Source organism: Streptomyces sp. NPDC007856, assembly GCF_042868225.1.
In the GTDB taxonomy this organism is placed as follows: domain Bacteria; phylum Actinomycetota; class Actinomycetes; order Streptomycetales; family Streptomycetaceae; genus Streptomyces.
In genome coordinates this window covers 273,493-289,713 of record NZ_JBIAEC010000003.1, presented here as the reverse complement: position 1 = coordinate 289,713, position 16,221 = coordinate 273,493, and the positions used below count along the sequence as shown (strand labels likewise).

At 71.7% G+C, this 16,221-nt stretch carries 15 protein-coding genes and 2 tRNA genes; 8 read left to right on the top strand and 9 right to left on the bottom strand.

The window, feature by feature from the left end; translation table 11 throughout:
* The first annotated feature begins 104 nt into the window (after positions 1–104).
* Complete coding sequence (gene crgA, locus ACFYOH_RS09380) at positions 105–359, top strand: cell division protein CrgA (protein WP_365720215.1); 255 nt, start codon at positions 105–107, stop codon at positions 357–359.
* A gap of 233 nt (positions 360–592) precedes the next feature.
* Here the strand turns inward: crgA and ACFYOH_RS09375 are convergent, their stop codons facing one another.
* Positions 593–1,486 (bottom strand): rhomboid family intramembrane serine protease, encoded by an 894-nt coding sequence (locus tag ACFYOH_RS09375; protein WP_388622848.1) that lies wholly within the window; start codon positions 1,484–1,486, stop codon positions 593–595.
* A gap of 101 nt (positions 1,487–1,587) precedes the next feature.
* Positions 1,588–2,118, bottom strand: coding sequence for a peptidylprolyl isomerase (locus ACFYOH_RS09370; protein ID WP_388622845.1), 531 nt, complete (start codon positions 2,116–2,118; stop codon positions 1,588–1,590).
* A 282-nt stretch (positions 2,119–2,400) separates the two neighbouring features.
* Between ACFYOH_RS09370 and ACFYOH_RS09365 the strand changes: the two genes are divergently transcribed.
* Entirely contained in the window at positions 2,401–3,105 is a 705-nt protein-coding gene (locus tag ACFYOH_RS09365) for a DUF5324 family protein (RefSeq protein ID WP_388622843.1), read from the top strand.
* A 155-nt stretch (positions 3,106–3,260) separates the two neighbouring features.
* Here the strand turns inward: ACFYOH_RS09365 and ACFYOH_RS09360 are convergent.
* Positions 3,261–3,333, bottom strand: a tRNA-Ala gene (locus ACFYOH_RS09360).
* A gap of 185 nt (positions 3,334–3,518) precedes the next feature.
* Here ACFYOH_RS09360 and ACFYOH_RS09355 point away from each other — a divergent pair.
* Both ACFYOH_RS09355 and ACFYOH_RS09350 read left to right on the top strand, forming a co-directional pair.
* Positions 3,519–4,067 carry a helix-turn-helix domain-containing protein gene (locus tag ACFYOH_RS09355; RefSeq protein ID WP_388622841.1) on the top strand — a complete coding sequence of 183 codons (549 nt, stop codon included), beginning with the start codon at positions 3,519–3,521 and terminating at the stop codon, positions 4,065–4,067.
* A 254-nt stretch (positions 4,068–4,321) separates the two neighbouring features.
* The gene (locus ACFYOH_RS09350) at positions 4,322–5,710 is read left to right on the top strand and encodes a serine/threonine-protein kinase (RefSeq protein ID WP_388622839.1); all 1,389 of its coding nucleotides are present in this window, start codon (positions 4,322–4,324) and stop codon (positions 5,708–5,710) included.
* Here ACFYOH_RS09350 and ACFYOH_RS09345 read toward each other — a convergent pair.
* On the bottom strand, positions 5,674–7,146 hold the full coding sequence (locus ACFYOH_RS09345) for a hypothetical protein (protein ID WP_388622836.1): 1,473 nt from the start codon (positions 7,144–7,146) through the stop codon (positions 5,674–5,676). The genes ACFYOH_RS09350 and ACFYOH_RS09345 overlap by 37 nt on opposite strands.
* A gap of 145 nt (positions 7,147–7,291) precedes the next feature.
* Positions 7,292–7,420: a DLW-39 family protein gene (locus tag ACFYOH_RS09340; RefSeq protein ID WP_003999697.1), complete on the bottom strand. Its 129-nt coding sequence runs from the start codon at positions 7,418–7,420 to the stop codon at positions 7,292–7,294.
* Positions 7,421–7,768: 348 nt separating this feature from the next.
* On the opposite strand from ACFYOH_RS09340, the gene ACFYOH_RS09335 reads away from it, so the two are divergent.
* A complete protein-coding gene (locus tag ACFYOH_RS09335) occupies positions 7,769–8,116 on the top strand; it encodes a DUF6344 domain-containing protein (protein ID WP_388622834.1) in 348 nt (115 codons plus the stop codon).
* 142 nt (positions 8,117–8,258) lie between these two features.
* Positions 8,259–9,077: a glycosyltransferase family 2 protein gene (locus tag ACFYOH_RS09330; protein WP_388622831.1), complete on the top strand. Its 819-nt coding sequence runs from the start codon at positions 8,259–8,261 to the stop codon at positions 9,075–9,077.
* 16 nt (positions 9,078–9,093) lie between these two features.
* Here the strand turns inward: ACFYOH_RS09330 and ACFYOH_RS09325 are convergent, their stop codons facing one another.
* Complete coding sequence (locus ACFYOH_RS09325) at positions 9,094–9,294, bottom strand: ferredoxin (RefSeq protein WP_388622828.1); 201 nt, start codon at positions 9,292–9,294, stop codon at positions 9,094–9,096.
* Positions 9,295–9,400: 106 nt separating this feature from the next.
* Positions 9,401–9,832 carry a hypothetical protein gene (locus tag ACFYOH_RS09320; RefSeq protein ID WP_388622825.1) on the bottom strand — a complete coding sequence of 144 codons (432 nt, stop codon included), beginning with the start codon at positions 9,830–9,832 and terminating at the stop codon, positions 9,401–9,403.
* Between the two features lie 252 nt (positions 9,833–10,084).
* Between ACFYOH_RS09320 and ACFYOH_RS09315 the strand changes: the two genes are divergently transcribed.
* Together ACFYOH_RS09315 and ACFYOH_RS09310 are read left to right on the top strand one after the other, a co-directional pair.
* Entirely contained in the window at positions 10,085–10,618 is a 534-nt protein-coding gene (locus ACFYOH_RS09315) for a hypothetical protein (protein ID WP_388622822.1), read from the top strand.
* A gap of 353 nt (positions 10,619–10,971) precedes the next feature.
* Positions 10,972–15,069: an AAA family ATPase gene (locus ACFYOH_RS09310; protein WP_388622821.1), complete on the top strand. Its 4,098-nt coding sequence runs from the start codon at positions 10,972–10,974 to the stop codon at positions 15,067–15,069.
* Positions 15,070–15,266: 197 nt separating this feature from the next.
* Here the strand turns inward: ACFYOH_RS09310 and ACFYOH_RS09305 are convergent.
* Positions 15,267–15,343 (bottom strand) — tRNA-Ile (locus ACFYOH_RS09305).
* 134 nt (positions 15,344–15,477) lie between these two features.
* On the bottom strand, positions 15,478–16,212 hold the full coding sequence (locus ACFYOH_RS09300; RefSeq protein ID WP_388622819.1) for a DUF3566 domain-containing protein: 735 nt from the start codon (positions 16,210–16,212) through the stop codon (positions 15,478–15,480).
* Positions 16,213–16,221 lie beyond the last annotated feature (9 nt).

Here is a 16,221-nt window from a genome sequence, read left to right as displayed (position 1 = left end):
CCGGGGGAGCACACACAGTCGTCATGCCGACCACTTGTACGCTGCCCCGAGCCCCGAACCGGTTACCTGCGCGGCCACGCAGCGCATCGACAGGAGAGACCCTCGTGCCGAAGTCACGTATCCGCAAGAAGGCCGACTACACGCCGCCGCCGGCGAAGCAGGCCCAGGCGATCAAGCTGAACAGCCGTGGCTGGGTCGCGCCTGTCATGCTGGCCATGTTCATCATCGGCCTGGCCTGGATCGTCGTCTTCTATGTGACCGACGGCTCGCTGCCCATCGACGCGCTGGACAACTGGAACATCGTGGTCGGCTTCGGCTTCATCGCCGCGGGCTTCGGTGTCTCCACGCAGTGGAAGTAGCTCTGCCCAGGGCTGTCCACCGAGTTATCCACAGGGTTGTCCACATGGGGAAAAGAACGACGATCTGTGGATAACCCATCGGGCGTTGACGCCGGTATGACTGGCGCACCACCCCTCATACACCTGTTGGCCCCCTGCCCGACCTGCGGAAACACATCCGAGCGACAGGGGGCACAGCTGTGCCCGCACACGGTGCACAAGATCCGGCACAGCCTGTGGACAACGGTTCGGTATCAGGTGAGCTGAGCGGTCCTGACCAGCGTGAGGACCACCACGACGGCGAGTACGACCGCACAGGTGCCGTACTGGACCAGCGTCCGCTTCTCGCGCGGCGCGTGGACCATCGCGTAGCCGACGGCGACACCGGCGACGAGACCGCCGATGTGGGCCTCCCAGGCGATGTGCATGGCCGGGGTGAAGGTGATGATCAGGTTGATCACCAGCAGAGCGACGAGCGGGCGCAAGTCGTAGTTGAGCCGGCGCATCAGCACGCCGGTCGCGCCGAAGAGGCCGAAGATCGCTCCGGAGGCGCCGAGGGACTGCTGGGTTGGGTCGGCGAGCAGGTAGGTGAGCGCGCTGCCCGCCAGGCCCGAGACGAAGTACAGCGCGGCATAGCGGGCGCGGCCCAGGGCCGCTTCCAGGGGGCCGCCGATCCACCAGAGGCTGAGCATGTTGAAGAGGATGTGGGCGTAGCCGCCGTGCAGGAACATCGAGGTCAGCAGGCGGTAGTACTGCCCCTCGGCGACGCCTTCGAGCGGTCCGAACAGGGAGAACTGGGCCCGGCCGATCAGCTCGAACCGGTCGGTGAGGGTGTTGCCCAGGGCGATCTGCGCCAGGAACACGGCGAGGTTGATGCCGATCAGCACCTTGGTGAGCAGCCGTGGGTCGGCTGTGACCGAGCCGCCGGCGATCGTGCGGGGCCGGGACGCCGTCGGCGTGTGTCCGGTGCCGCTTCCGCCGCGCACGCACTCGGGGCACTGGAACCCTACCGAGGCGCTGACCATGCACTCGGGGCAGATGGGGCGCTCGCAGCGGGTGCAGCGCACACCGGTCTCGCGGTCCGGGTGCCGGTAGCACACGGGTACGCGGTGGGCGGCGTCCTGCGTACTGCCTTCGGCGTGGTCCATCGGTTCCCCTTGTCGGTCATGGGACTGCACCCCGGCAATGCCCCGCCCCGCTCATCCTTGTTACGGACGAGCGGGGCGTTTTGTTCCCTCTGGCGGTGGGCTCAGCCCTCGCGCTTCTCGACGACGACCGACTCGATGACGACGTCCTTGACCGGGCGGTCGTTGCGGCCGGTGGGGACGGCGGCGATGGCGTCGATGACCTTCTGGCTGGCCGGGTCGGTGACCTCGCCGAAGATGGTGTGCTTGCGGTTCAGCCACGTCGTCGGGGCGACGGTGATGAAGAACTGCGAGCCGTTGGTGCCCGGGCCGGCGTTGGCCATGGCCAGCAGGTACGGCTTGTTGAAGGACAGGTCCGGGTGGAACTCGTCCCCGAACTTGTAGCCGGGGCCGCCGATGCCGCTGCCCAGCGGGTCGCCGCCCTGGATCATGAAGCCGCTGATGACACGGTGGAAGATCGTGCCGTTGTAGAGCGGCGTCCTGCTCTTCTCACCCGTGCCGGGGTGGGTCCACTCGCGCTCGCCCTGGGCCAGCTCGACGAAGTTCTTGACCGTTTCCGGCGCGTGGTTCGGGAAAAGCTGGACCACGATGTCGCCGTGGTTGGTCTTCAGGGTGGCGTAAAGCTGCTCAGCCACGATCTGCCTTCCGTTGTCTTTCTGTGACTCCCCGATCCTCGCACGGCCGGGCCCGTACGTCGCCCGGCAGCCACGAGTTCCGCCCGGAAGGCAGCGCGCGGCGCCGATTCGTGGCAGTGTCGACCGCAGGATCGGGTTGCCCGGGAATTACCGGGAATGGCTCCGAAGGGAGCAATCAGCACCCATATGCCCGCCCTCGCATGCCGCGCGGACCATCGGCAGGCATGATCCTTAAAAGGGTGGAAAGTCGAAATACCGTACGCCACCGAGGAGGAGGAACCCGTGACCCGCATCGACAGCGTGCGCGCCGCGACCGGCTCGGCGAAGGACAGCGTGCTGCACGCCGCGGAAGTGGTGGCGCCCTACGCGGACACAGCCAGGGAGCGTGCCGCGCTCTACGCGCAGGAGGCACGCGTACGGCTGGCGCCCGTGGTGTCCCAGGCAGCCGAACAGGCCCGCGTGCAGTACGACGCCCGGCTCGCCCCGCGTCTGGAGCAGGCTCGTGCGCATGTGCCGCCGAAGGTGGATCTGGCGGCTCAGGAGGCCGCCGTCCGCGCCCGCAAGGCCGCCCGGCAGGCCGCCGAGTACTCGCGTCCGAGGATCGAGCAGGCCGTGGCCGCGACGGCTCCGGTCCGTGAGGAGGCCGCCGCGCGTGGCGCAGCCGCCCTGGCCGCCCTGCGCGGTCAAGTCTCGGCGGAGGAGATCCAGAAGCTGGTCCGTCGGCACGAGCGCCGGTCCAGGGCCGGCCGGAGCGTGAAGGCGCTGGCGCTGCTGGCCGTGCTGGCCGGTGGTGCCTTCGCCGCCTGGAAGTGGTGGGACAAGCAGGCCAACCCCGACTGGCTGGTCGAACCGCCGGCCGCGACGGAGGTACCGGAGTCGGGCGGCCGGATCAGTTCGGTGGACGGCAGCGGTACCTCGGCCCTGGACCCCGAGGTGCAGGCGAAGCAGGCCGAGGAGGATGCCTCGAACGAGGACGACGAGCAGTAGCACCGGAAACGATCGCATGACGTCGGTCGTCAAGCGGGCCGTGGGACAGTCGAGTTGACGCTCGCTTGCCCACGGCCCGTCCCACGGCGCGGCCTGTCGGCGAAAAAAATGCCTCCCGACCTGTGTTTCCGCAGGTCGGGAGGCATTTTTTGGGGTGGAGCCTAGGGGAGTCGAACCCCTGACATCCGCCATGCAAAGACGGCGCTCTACCAACTGAGCTAAGGCCCCGGGATGCAGCGGCCGGCCGGAGGAACCGCGTTCCGGCGGGCGCCGCAGACCAGAGTACCGGGTCACCCCCGGTTTCCCGCAAAAAGATTGGGGGTCCCCGCGAATGACCACGCTCCGTAAGATGCTCGACGTGGTTCGCTACAGCGAACCGCGCGGTCTTTTAGGGGAAGCGATGGGGAGACGCAATGGACGCCGCACAGCAGGAAGCCACCGCGAGAGCGCGGGAGCTGCAGCGGAACTGGTACGGGGAGCCGTTGGGGGCGCTCTTCCGTAAGCTCATCGATGATCTCGGGCTCAACCAGGCCCGTCTCGCCGCGGTGCTGGGGCTGTCCGCTCCGATGCTCTCGCAGCTGATGAGCGGCCAGCGCGCGAAGATCGGCAATCCTGCCGTGGTCCAGCGGGTGCAGCTGCTGCAGGAGCTGGCGGCGCAGGTCGCGGACGGCAGTGTGAGCGCCGCCGAGGCGACCGAGCGCATGGACGAGATCAAGAAGTCGCAGGGGGGCTCCGTGCTCAACAACACCACCCAGACCACGAGTGGTTCCGGGGCACCGACGGTCAAGCGGGTGGTCCGCGAGATCCAGTCGCTGCTGCGCTCGGTGGCCGCCGCGGGCGACATCATCGACGCCGCGGACAGCCTCGCGCCGGCGCATCCCGAGCTGGCGGAGTTCCTGCGCGTCTACGGCGCCGGCCGCACCTCCGACGCCGTCGCGCACTATCAGTCCCACCAGAACTAGGACCCACGGCCCGGTCCACGGAGGGGGTCCGGGGGCCGGGCCGGGGCACAGTCCGGTGACAGTCCGGGCGACCGGGCGCGAGGGGCGGTCCATGGGGGTGGACCGGTTCTCGAACGCGGAGAGGGGTCGTATCACTCATCACGGGGGCTGTATCACTCATCACGGGGGGGGGATCAGGGGGAACCGAGGGGGAGCGGGGAAACAAAGGGGCAGGGTGACCGGCGCGGGTTCCGGGGGAGGAGCGATGGGCTGCCATGGGTGAGGTGTTCGCCGGCCGGTACGAGCTGGCCGACCCGATCGGACGCGGGGGCGTGGGCGCCGTATGGCGTGCCTGGGACCACCGCCGAAGGCGCTATGTGGCCGCCAAGGTGCTCCAGCAGCGTGACGCCCACTCCCTGCTGCGCTTCGTCCGGGAGCAGGCCCTGCGGATCGACCATCCCCATGTCCTCGCCCCGGCCAGCTGGGCCGCCGACGACGACAAGGTGCTCTTCACCATGGACCTGGTCGCCGGCGGCTCCCTGGTCCACCTCGTCGGTGACTACGGACCCCTGCCGCCGGCGTTCGTGTGCACCCTGCTCGACCAGCTCCTGTCCGGTCTCGCCGCCGTGCACGCCGAGGGCGTCGTCCACCGCGACATCAAGCCCGCCAACCTCCTCCTGGAGGCGACCGGGACCGGGCGGCCGCGGCTGCGGCTGTCCGACTTCGGCATCGCCATGCGGCTCGGCGAGCCCCGTCTCACGGAGACCAACCTCGTGGTCGGCACGCCGGGTTACCTCGCCCCGGAGCAGCTGCTCGGCGCCGAACCCGACTTTCCCGCCGACCTGTTCGCCGTGGGCCTGGTCGCGCTGTATCTGCTGGAAGGCGCCAAGCCTGACACCAAGGCGCTCGTGCAGCACTTCGCGGAGAACGGGACGCCTGGACCGCCCAAGGGCATCCCGGAACCGCTCTGGCAGGTCGCGGCCACCTTGCTCCAGCCCGACCCGGCCGCGCGCTTCCGCACCGCCACGGGTGCGCGCAAGGCGCTCGCCTCCGCGGCGGAACTCCTGCCGGAGCCCGAGCCCGACGACGAGCTGATCGAGATCTTCGACCAACTCGGCCCGCTCCCGCCCGGGTTCGGCCCCGACGGCCCCCACAGGAGGGCCTCCGGAGTCGCCCTGGACCTGACCAAGGACACGGATACGAGCCTGGCGGGGGGCGGCGGTGGCGGTACCGGCTCGCTCTCGGACACCGGCAGTTTCCGTCTGCCGCCGCCCCAGGAGCTCCCGGCCTCCGTTCAGGAACCCCAGGCGCCGTCCCAGGGGCCTCCGGTCTCCGAGCCGCAGGCGCCGCAGGTCGTAAGTCCCTCCCCATACCCCTCGTACGTCTACCCCCCGTACGCCGAACAGCCGCAACCCCCCGCTCCCCACGCCCCCGGCGCGATGGCGGGCCATCGTGTCGATGCCTCCACCGCCGCGTACACCGCTCAGGCCGCGCAGGTTCCCTCTCCGGCTCAGCCGATCTCAGGCGTGGCCGTGCGAGGGCGTGCGGCGCGCCGGGCCAGGCGGAAGCGGCGGCCCGGGCCGCCGGCCAGGGTCGCGATCCCGATCCTGTTGCTGGCCCTGGCCTGCTACGCGGTGGGCTTCTGGGCGTTGACCCGCGTCTGAGCCCGCTGAGCCCGCTGAGCCCACTGGCTCCGCCGAGCGCGCCGCGCCGTCACCGTCCACCCGGCGAGGACCAGCAGCAGCGCTGTCCCCAGGCCGATCCCGCCGATCGCGACCAGCCACATCACGGGGTCGTCCCCGCCCCCAGTGCTCCCGGTGAGCGCCGCCTCCCGGTCCCGCTCCGTGACCGTGAACACCGCCCCCGGCACGGGCCGCCCGGTGTACTCCGGGCCGGCGTGCGCCCGCCCGGCCAGCCGGACCCGCAGCGTCACCCCGAAGGGCCCCCGCCCGAACGTGCCGGTCATCTGCTCGCTGAGATGCAGCACCAGGTAGTAGTCGCCGGCGAAGCGGACGGAGGTCACGCCGGCTGGAACGGCGTAGCGGTTGGCGTACTCCACCGGCGGGAGCGGGGCGAGTACGGCGGGCTTCTGTGTGCCGGTGTAGCCGAGGGCGGTGTCCTCGACCAGGCCGCGGACGGGGTTGTAGAGGGAGAGGTTCAGGGCGCCGCCGACATAGCCGTGCCCGGTGGCGCCGGCCAGTTCGGCGGAGGCGTGGAGCTGTCGGCCCCAGTCGACCGGCACCCTGTAGAACCGCGTCTCGCCGGGCACGAGGGATGTCCGCCAGACCCCTTGGCCCAGTGGGCTCGCGGAGGCGAAACCGGCGCCGCCGGTGCGGTCGCGGGGCTCACCGGTGAGCGGCTCGGGCGTGGCGGAGTCCCAGGCCTGCGGCGGCGTGGTGGCCCCGGCCCGCGCCGTACGCGGTTCCGTGACGGGCGCGATCTCCAGGTCCCAGCGCTGCGTGGGGGCGGCCGTACCGGAGCCCTGGGCGTCGAGGCGCCGGACGACCACGTAGTACGTCCCCCTGCCCTGGCACACCGCCCTTCCGGCCTCCCGCTGCCCCAGCGCGGTGACCGGGCGCGGGCTGAGCCCGGCGCCGAAGCGGGCGCCCGCGAAGGAGCAGGGCGTGCCGGTGGCGTCCTGGACCGACACGCTGATGCCGTCGGTGGCGGAGACGGTGGCGTCCGCCGGGGGTACGGCGGTGACGGGGACGTAGGCCGTGTCGGTGGCGCCGAGGTCGAGCCGGTAGTAGAGCCGGCCGTTTCTCGGGAGGGAGCTGCGGTAGGTGCGGCCCGGGTCCAGCCGTGGTGCCGTCGCGGTGCCCGCCGTGCCCGCGACGGTACGGGCGCCGGGCGCGAAGGCGTACGACGCCGGCGGCCCGTGCTCGGCGCGGGCCGCGTTCCCGTGGGCGGATGCAGTGCCGCTCCCGTACGCGGCCGCCGTACCGCCGGGCAGGACGAGCAGCGCGCACAGCCCCGGCAGCAGGAGCCGCGGCAGCAGGGCCGTCCGCGGGACACCGGGGACCGCCCGGCGGTACCGCCGCCACCACGCCGTACGCTTCCGCACCTGCTGCCCTCCCCAGTCGTACGGACCGCGCTCCATCCTGCCCCGTAAGCCCCTGCGCCACCCGGACAACGCGTACAGCCGTCCGAAACGCCCGCCACGCCCGGCACGGGCGGAGGGCGTGCAGCACAAAGCCCCGACCGCGAAGGCGGTCGGGGCCTGTTTCAGATTCTGTTATCGGCACTCACGAACCCGTGGGCACGGAGTCAGTCGCCTCCGTCCACAGATCCTGCTCGGCGCGATCCGCCTGGATCTGGCGGTACACGAGGAGCCCGCCGATGGCGGCCAGTGCGACCAGGAGCAGCTTCTTCACCGCGCGACCTCGTCTTTCCTTGACGTAGGGGACCTCTGGCGCCCGACTATACACACCGACCGATACCGATCGGTGACCTGCGCCGGGCCCCAACTCCCGCCTCCGGCAGCGCAATAGCCCAGGTCCGGCGCCATTCCGATCGGAGGGTGATCACACCCCCACGGACGGTTGCTTTGCTCCACCTTCGCTCCCTCTCACCAGGTTTTGGGGTTTTCCGACCCTCTTACGGCCATCCGAGTGGTGTTCATCGGAACATCGCCGTGCAGCGGGCGTCGGTCCACCACTTCGCGGCCCACATACACATCATGAGCAAAGTACGCAAATCGCCCAACCCGAAAGTGAGGGGCCATGACCCAGAACAAGGTCATGAAGCTGTGGACCGCCATCGTCACCGCATTCCTCGCGCTGTGCACGGCGCTCGGACTCGTCACCACCACGACCGCCACGACCGCGGCGGCCGCACCCCGGCCCGAGAACCCGAGCACCGGCACCGCGCACAAGACCATCCCGACGATCCCGGCGCCACGACACTGGTCCTGGTCCCACACCAGGGCCCTGCCCCCCACGATGAAACAGCGGATCCGGGCCGAGGCCCACGGAAAGTCCCCCCGTTGCCGGCAGCGTCCCCTCATCGACACCGAGGCGGAGACCACGATCACCCCCGCGGAGCACTCGGCGTCCACGCTCGACTGCTGATCTCCAGCCTCCACGCAGTACCGCAACGTCTCGACACCAAGGCGACTTGCGTACGCACCAGTCGACACGGAAAGACCCCCGGCCGGGTTCGGCCGGGGGTCTCGCGCTGTTACCAGCTGTATGGGGTGTATGACCTGGGAGGATGACCGACAACACCCCCGGAAAGGTGGTGAGTGCTGCCGTGACCCGGCGCGTCACCGTTGTCACCGCTGTCCACGGCCCGTCCGCGCGCTTCCTGCCGGACGCCTACGCGTCCCTGTGCGAGCAGCGGCTTCCCGGTGGCTGGGAGTGGGAGTGGGTGATCCAGCAGGACGGTACGACGGACGAGGTCCACCCCCATGTCCCGGTCGACACCCGCGTGAGCTTCGGCCAGGGCCGGCCGGGCGGGCCCGGAGTCGCCCGCACGATCGCACTGGCGCGCGCCGGGGGCGCGTATGTGAAGGTGCTGGACGCCGACGACCGACTGGCGCCCGGCGCGCTGGCCCGCGATGTGGCCGTGCTGGAGGCGCACCACAGCGTCGGCTGGACGACGTCCCAGGCTCTGGACCTGCTGCCGGACGGCTCGACGGTGGGCTTCCCCGGCAACCCGGACGACGGCCCGCTCGAACGCGGTGCCGTGCTCGATCACTGGAAGCGGCACGACTTCCGCGCACCGGTCCATCCGGCCACCCTGTGCGTCCGGCGTGAGCTGCTCATCGCGCTCGGCGGCTGGATGGCCCTGCCGGCGTCCGAGGACACGGGCCTGCTGCTGGCGCTGGACGCGGTGAGCCGTGGCTGGTTCTCGGCGGAGGTCGGCCTGCTGTACCGCAAGTGGGAGGGCCAGGTCACGGGCCAGGTGTCCCACGTCGACCCTGTCGAGCGCACGGCCCGGATGGCGGTCGCCGAGGCCCGGGCGCGCGCACTGGCCGACCTCGGGTGGTCCTACCCGGCCGGGCCGGCCGGCACGTCGTCCACCGCCTGAGCCGCTCCAGGAGTGCTCACCGGGGCCCCTGGTCCGTGATCGCGATCGCCTGCGAGGGGCACTTCTCGGCCGCCTCCTGAACCTGCGGGTCGTCGCCGGACTCCCCCCTGCCGGGCCGTACGACGCCGTAGCCGTCCTCGAACGCGAACACGGCCGGCGCCCGGTGCGCGCACTCGGCAGAGCCGTAGCACAGGGAGCGGTCGACGGAGACCTTCATGCATCCTCCAGCCCTGGACGGTGGCTTCCTGGACGTCATTGCCCGGCGAACCGCCCGCTGAACCGGCCCTGTCGACGCTGATGATCGCGTTTCGGCCCGGTCGGCGCTAGCCCTCCCGGCCCGCCACCGAGAGCCAGTGGGCCACCCGGCGGACCGTGGCTTCGTCGAGCAGGTCGGCCATCGTCCGCACCGCCTCGCCGTCCTCGGCGCTCAGGTCGTACAGGCCCGCCCTGCTCAGGCCGGCCATGAGCACCTGGTGCCGGCGGTCCGTCATGCGTTCCGCGAGCTTGGCCGGTTCACCGGCGCCCTGCGCGGCGGCCGGGCCGGCCGAGGTGGCCCGGGCGGGAGCGGACGCCTCGCCTGCCGCGGCGTCGAAGAGATGCCAGGCGCCGTCCTTGGGCCCCCACAGCGCGACCGTCACCTCCTCGCCGCGCGCCCGCACGGTCTGGGTCATGTCTCCGACGGCGTACAGCACGGGCGCCCGGTCGGGGGACTCGGCGCCCACCGTCCAGGAGTTCCGGGAGGGCTGATGGAACATCGCGACCCAGCGCGGAGCACCGGGCGGTCGCGGACACGGGGGACGTTTGTGCATGACACTCACCCCTTCGGGAACCGGTCGCTCACCATCGGGAACAGCCGCCGACACCGTATCTGACGGTTAATCAGATATCCAGCGCCCTCCGGACTCTCGGCCGCGTGCTTCTGGCCTCTTGGAGGCCGACGTGGCACCCTGCCCGCACCCAGGACCAGGGGTGTGGTGCGGTGTCGTCCCGGACGAGGGAGGCCGAGGATGAGCGGACGGGAAGAAGCGGCGGCCGCAGCGGCCACGGAGGAGGCCGAGGCGCTGCGCAGGCTCCACGGGGCGCGTGCGCAGAGCGCCTACGACCGTGCCGTCGCCGCGTGCCGGTACGCCGGTGTCGGCCAGGACGCGGCCGAGGTCGTCCCGACAGGTCCCGTCGGCCGGGCCGCCAACGCGCTGCGGCTGTCGGCCGAGTCGCTCGCCGCGCTCACCATGGCCGCCCCTGACCCCGCTGCGGACGCCCGCTGTGCCCGCAACGCCGCCGCCACCGCAGCGCTGGCCGCCCAGGTGGCCGCGACACGGGACGACGCCGACGTCACAAGGTCAGTCATGCCGTCAGCCACCGCGTCCGCCGCAGCATTGCGTGCGGCGCTGGCGGCGTCCCAGGCCGCCGCTCTCGCGGCCGGTGGCGGTGCGCTGGGGCGGGATGCGGCCCTGAACGCCTCAGCCGAGGAGGCCGAACGCCACGCCGTGGTCATGGCCCGCGCGGCCGGATGGCTCAAGGTGAACACGACAACCGGCTGAAGCGGCGGCGTGGGCGGTGTTTCACGTGAAACATCCCCCCGCTCCCGGACCACACCCCTCTGCCCGTCCGGTACCGGTCCCTCCCCTCGTGGGGACCGGTAGCGGACGGGCAGAGGTGTTCGATGGAAATTGGCCGAGATCCTTCGGCATCAGGGGCTCTCCGTCCGAGCACGGGGCCGTGGCCTGTCCGGACGGTGTGTGACGGTTCCACCACCGGGTCCGGATCCTGCCATCTGTTGCTCACGCCGAGGAGACCGCGACCTCTGGTCCGGTGCTTAGTCGCAGGTCAGGCGTATAGGGTGGGTTTTCCGGTCCGGACGTCCAGATGCGGGGGAACGTAAAGGGGTGGGGCCTTGAGTTCCGACTCAGGGGCACGCACAGCTTTCGCCGAGCGCCTCGCGCTGCTGTACAAGGAGGCTGGAAACCCTCCCCTCAAGAGCGTCTCCGAGGCGGTCGTACGACTGCAGCGGGTCGACGAGCGCGGGCGGCCCGTGCGGGTGTCCGCGCAGCGGATCAGCGACTGGCGCCGGGCCAAGAACGTGCCGGCCCAGTTCACCGCCCTGGCGGCGGTGCTGCACATCCTGATACCGGAGGCACGCCGACTGCGGCCCGCGCCGGTGTCCACAGGACTGTACGACCTCGTGCACTGGCAGCGGCTGTGGGAACGGGCGCTGGCCGACCCGGTGGGCGACCGGCCCGCGCCGCCCTCAGAAGACGACCGGCGGCCTCCCGCTCAGGACCCGCCCGTCACGGGAGGCGTCTGCCCCTACCGAGGGCTCGCGCCCTACCGGCAGGAGGACGCCCGGTGGTTCTTCGGCCGGGAACGGAGCACGAGCGCACTCATCGCCCAGCTCCGCGCGGCCGAGCGGACCGGCGGCCTGGTGATGCTGGTGGGCGCCTCGGGAGCGGGGAAGTCCTCCCTGCTGAACGCCGGCCTGGTCCCCGCCGTACGCGGCGGCGCGCTCCACGACGGACGCACCGGCATACCGCATACCAGCGTCGCACCTCACACCAGCGCCGCACCACCCCGGGCTCCGCAGGAAACCACCGCCGACTGCGTCCTGTACCTGGTCCCCGGTGCCGACCCCCTCGGTGAGCTGGTCCGCCGTATCCCCGATCTCGGCACGGTCGCCGCCGACGCGCGTCGGGCCGAACAGGAGGCCACGGAGAATCCGGTGGTTCCCGGCTCCGACGCCCCATGGGTGGCTCGGGCCGCCCGCGAGGCCGTGTCGGAGTGGGCCCGCCGCGAGACGACCGCCGAATGCCGCCCGGTCGTCGTCGTGGACCAGTTCGAGGAGGCGTTCACGCTCTGCTCCGACGAGGCGGACCGGCGCACGTTCCTCCAGCTCCTGCACGCCGCCTGCACCCCGCCCCCCGACTCGGACGAGCCCGCACCGGTGCTCGTCGTCCTCGGCATCCGCGCCGACTTCTACGAGCAGTGCCTCGGCTATCCGGAACTGGCCGACGCGCTCCAGCACCGGCATATGGTGCTCGGCCCGCTGACCAGCGCCGAGCTGCGCGAGGCGGTGACCGGTCCGGCCAAGGCGGTGGGTCTGGAGCTGGAACCGGGGCTCGCCGAGCTGATCGTCCGCGAGGTCAGCGCCGACGGACCGCGCGGGGCACACGACGCGGGCGTGCTCCCGCTGCTCTCGCACGCCCTGCTCGCCACCTGGCAGCGCCGCAAGGCCGGACGGCTGACGCTGGCCGGCTACCGCGCGGCCGGCGGGATCCAGGGGGCGGTCGCGGCCACCGCCGAGCGTGCCTGGTCGGGGCTGGACCCCGCGGCCCGTACGGCCGCCCGGCTGCTCCTGCTGCGGCTGGTCCGGCTGGGCGAGGACACCCAGGCCACACGGCGGCGGGGCACCCGGCGGCAGCTGGCGGAGGAGTCGGCGGACCCCGGCAAGACGGAGGAGTCCCTGGAGGCCCTCGTACAGGCCCGGCTGGTGACGCTGGACGCGGACACCGTGGAGATCACCCATGAGGCGCTGCTGCACGCCTGGCCCCGGCTGCGGCACTGGATCGACGACGACCGGGGCGACCAGCTGCTGCGCCAGCGCCTGGAGGAGGACGGCCGGGCCTGGGAGGACTCCGGCCGGGACAGCTCGCTGCTCTACCGGGGCTCCCGGCTGGAGCAGGCACGCAACTGGGCGCGGTCGGCCGGGGACACGTATCTGACCCGCAGCGCGATGGAGTTCCTGGCCGCGGCCGTCCGGCTGCGCAAGCGCACGGTGTGGATCAGCCGGGCCGCCGTCGCGGCGCTGGTGGTGCTGTCCCTGGTCGCGGGCGGGTCGGCGGTGATCGCCTGGCAGCAGCGGGACGACGCCGTCTTCGAGCAGGTGCTCGCCGAGGCCGACCGGGTCCAGCACACGGATCCGTCCCTGGCCGCCCAGCTCGACCTGGTCGCGCACCATCTGCGCCCGGCCGACGAGGGCACGTACAGCAGGCTGATCTCGATCGTGAGCGCGCCGCTGGCCACCCCCCTGTCCGGCCACACCGGTGCCGTCTACCTCACCTCCTTCAGCCCCGACGGCAGAACGCTGGCCACGGCCAGCTACGACCGGACCGTCCGGCTGTGGAACGTGGCCGACCCACGCCATCCCAGGCCGCTGGGCAGGCCGCTGACCGGCCACACCAGCTGGGTGAGCAGCGCCGTCTTCAGCCCGGACGGCCGCACCCTCGCCAGCGCCGGCGACGACGGCACGATCCGGCTGTGGGACGTCACCGACCCCGCCCGCCCGAGACCGCTCGGCAGTCCGCTCACCGGCCACCGGGGCACGATCTATCTGGTCGCCTTCAGCCCGGACGGCCGCACCCTCGCCAGCGCCGGCGAGGACCACACGGTACGGCTGTGGAACGTGACCGACCCGCGCCGGCCGAGCGAGCTCACCGCCCTGCGCGGGCACAGCGCCGCGGTGCGCAGCGTCGCGTTCAGCCCCGACGGCCACACCCTCGCGGCCGGCGGCGACGACAACACGATCCTGCTGTGGAACACGGCCGACCCCCGCCGGCCGAAGCAGTACCCCACCGCGCTCAAGGGCCACACGGACCTCGTGCACTCGGTGGCGTTCAGCCCCGACGGCCACACCCTCGCTTCCGGCAGCGCGGACGACACGATCCGCCTCTGGAACGTCACCGACCCCGCGCACCCGTCCGTGCTCGGCTCGCCGCTGGCCGGGCACACCGGCCCGATCTGGTCGGTGGCCTTCAGTCCGGACGGCAACCGGCTCGCCGCCGCGAGCGCGGACAGCACCGCCAGCCTGTGGAACGTGACCGATCCGTCGTCCCCCTCACAGGTCGGGGGGCCGCTCGCGGGCAGCAGCGGGGAGATGTACGCGCTGGGGTTCAGCCCCGACGGGCGGACCCTGGCCACCGGCAGCGGCGACAGCAAGGTGCGCCTGTGGTCGCTGTCGACCTCGGACATCATCGGCCGCACCGGCGCGTTCCGGCCGGACGGACGGGTGCTGGCCACGGCAGACCGGGACGGCAGGCTCCGGTTGTGGAACGTGACGCGGCCCGCGCGGCCCGCGCCGCTGGGGGAACCGTTCATGCAAGCGGACGGCGGCCATCGTGCACCGGTGTTCTCCCCCGACGGCCGCACCCTGGCCGTCCTCACCAACAACCAGTCGGTGTACCTGTGGAACGTCCGCGACCCGTCCCACCCGGTCGCCGCCGGCCCGCCCATCCGCTTGCGGACGCGCTTCGCGGGGCCCGACACGCTCGCCTTCAGCCCGGACGGCCGCACCCTGGCCACCGCCTACGACGACGCCACCATTCAGCTGTGGAACGTCACCGACCCCGCGCACCCCGTGGCGCTCGGCAGACCACTGACCGGCCACCGCGGCTACGTCAACGCGCTCGCGTTCTCCCCCGACGGCCGCACCCTGGCCTCCGGCAGCGCGGACAGCACGATCCGCCTCTGGAACGTCACCAACCCGGCCCGGCCGACCGGGCTCGGCCGGCTCACCGAGCACTCGGGCCCGGTCAACGCGATCGCCTTCAGTCCGGACGGGCACGTTCTGGCCAGCGGCAGCGACGACGACACGGTCCGGCTGTGGAATATCAGCCACCCCGCCTCGGCAGCCGCGCTGGGCGGGCCGCTCAGCGGCCACACCGAGGCGGTGAAACTGCTGACATTCAGCCCGGACGGGCACGTTCTGGCCAGCGGCGGCAACGACAACACGGTACGGCTGTGGAACGTCAGCCACCCCGACTCGGCGACCCCCATCGGCCAGTCGATGAGCCCCAACGCCAAGTCGGGCACGTTCCTGTCCTTCAGCCCCGGAAGCCGCGTCCTCGGCGTCTCCAGCGGCACGGACACGGTCCGCCTGTGGAGCCTGGAGTCCGACGCGGCGATCGACCACATCTGCTCGGTCACCCGGGGCGTACTGACCCCGCAGAAGTGGCACGAGTACCTGCCCCGTCTCTCCTACGACCCTCCGTGTGACCACTGATCGGCCAACCTGACTTATTCCTGCCCGACTTCGCCCCGCAAGGCCTCCGGTCTTGTTACCCTTGGCCACAGCCCGATCGCTGGTGCATCCCCCGTCGCCAGCGGTCGGGCCTTTTCTGTTCCCTTTGTGCGCCACAGACACATGTACGCCACGAACGCCAAAGACCCCCGATCCATCCGGACCGGGGGTCTTCGTGCTGGTGGGGCTAACAGGATTTGAACCTGTGGCCTCATCCTTATCAGGGATGCGCTCTAACCAACTGAGCTATAGCCCCGCCGCGCTGTGCGGTGTGTGTCCCGCGCGCTGACTCCTGAAGATTAGCGCACGACCACGTCAGTCCCAAAATCGGTTGTCGGGGGACCGTCAGGTCAGGGGACCCGCAGGGTGTCCGTACGCCCTCCGGAGGGCCTATTCGTCCTCTGCCAGCGTCAGCTCGATGCCGCCCACGAAACCGGCGGAGAGGTTGTAGATGAACGCGCCGAGCGTCGCGAGCGCCGTGGCCAGGACCACGTCGATGACCGCGATGATCGTCGTGAACATCAGGACGTGGGGGAGCGACAGGAACGACTGGAGATCGAAACCGTTCCCCTCGTTCGAACCGGTCGCCTCGGAGATCGTGCCGCCCACCGTCGAGAACACGCCCATTGCGTCCATGACCATCCACAGCACCGCCGAGGCGACGATCGTGCAGATGCCGAGCGCGATGGAGAGCAGGAAGCTGACCTTCATCACCGACCAGGGGTCGGCCTTGGCCACCCGCAGCCGCGCCTTACGGGTGCGTGGCGCCGTACGCGCGCCGGTACGGGGCCGTCGTACGGCGTCGGCGGGCGGCTGCGCCGGATACGCCTGCGGCGGGTGGTACGGCCCGGAGGGCTGCTCCGGGCTCCGCTCCCCGGGGAGCGGAGACGACGACTGCGCCTCGCCGGCCGCGGCCGGGCCTCGGGTGTCCGTCACAGTTCCCCCCTGGGATCCAGACGTGCCGGCGGAGTCCTTGGCGGACACCTTCACCGGCTTCAGGTTGGTCGTGTGCGGGTCGGTCACGCTCCCCGCACCCGCCCCGTGCGCGGCGGAGCCACGGCCGCCGCCGTCCGTTTCCGTACCCGTGGGGGTACCGGCCGATCCGGCGCCCGTGGCTCCGCTCACGATGACTCT